General features: G+C 58.8%; 2 protein-coding genes. Both read left to right on the forward strand.

Translation table 11 applies throughout. The features are described 5' to 3' along the window. A partial coding sequence (locus tag L979_RS12810) for a VanW family protein (protein WP_047692597.1) occupies nucleotides 1-742 on the forward strand: 742 nt, incomplete at its 5' end. An 81-nt stretch (nucleotides 743-823) separates the two neighbouring features. Then, nucleotides 824-1111 carry a YrhK family protein gene (locus L979_RS12815; protein WP_047692596.1) on the forward strand — a complete coding sequence of 96 codons (288 nt, stop codon included), beginning with the start codon at nucleotides 824-826 and terminating at the stop codon, nucleotides 1109-1111. Nucleotides 1112-1199 lie beyond the last annotated feature (88 nt).

Raw genomic sequence — 1199 nt, forward strand, 5'->3', positions numbered from 1 at the left:
CGGCCGTGGCGCAAGACCCCTACCCATGCTCATCTGTGAAGGGCCGATTTACGCCCACAACTCCCTGATCAGACGCCGTCTTGGCAATACTCAGCCGGAACTCCAAGAAGGCAAGGCCAAGTCACTTGCCATTGCCGCACCGTTGGTGGATGGCGTGGTGATCCGGCCCGGCCAGAGCTTCTCCTTCTGGCGCAACGTGGGTGAACCGACCGTTGCCAAGGGTTACCAGGTGGGATTGACGGTGGAGGGTGACCATGCCGCTGAGGGGGTGGGTGGCGGGTTGTGTCAGTTCACCAATCTGTTGCATTGGATGACGTTGCACTCCCCGTTGACCATCACGGAACATCACCACCACAGTGGGCTCGACCTTTCCCCGGACTTCAAACGCCAGATCCCCTTTGGCACGGGGACTTCGATCGTCTGGAATTTCCTGGATTACAGGGTCCGTAACGACACGGATCAGACGTTTCAGTTCCGGGTGCGTGTGGATGGCGAATACCGGCGCGGCCAGCTGCGTTCCGATCAACCGTTGCCGTTGAAGTATCACGTCAGGGAGGAATCGGGGTACTTCTACCGGATGCGGGACTCAGAATCAGGGGCATCACAGGTGCGCCGACACAATGTTGTGGTGCGTGACTTCAGGGACAAAAGGACTGGCCTGATCACCGGCACGGAACGTCTGCTGGAGAACGATGCTCTGGTTTGTTATGACCCTGAGCTCATTCAGGACCAGATTCTGTAGACGGTTCCGGCGCACTGAGCCCCGCTGGATGGCCAGATGCACTCGATAGGCTGAGGCATCAACCAATCTCAGGGACGGGGCATGTCTGACAACACTGGCAACGTGATGACTCTTCACATCGGGCGTGAGGAGCTGGTGATTCGACAACGCTACGAGGTGCTGTCGATCGCGAACGACATTTTCATTGGACTGCTGTTCCTGGTGGGCAGTTTCTTCTTTCTCAGCTCAACCATGCAACTGGACGGTACATGGCTGTTCATTCTTGGGTCCGTGATGATGCTGATCCGCCCGGTGATCCGCTTGGCGCGCCGGATCCACATTCGACGCTTGCAGCCCGTGGTGGACCAGAGCTCTTCCATGGATTTCTAAGGCACGGCCGTCCCCGCTGCGTCGTCGTCAGTGTGCCTGTGGCGGAGCCTGTCCCAACTACCGAGCGTCCGGGTGTGGCCGCTTCCAG

This window comes from Kocuria sp. ZOR0020, from assembly GCF_000800955.1.
Lineage (GTDB): Bacteria > Actinomycetota > Actinomycetes > Actinomycetales > Micrococcaceae > Kocuria > Kocuria subflava.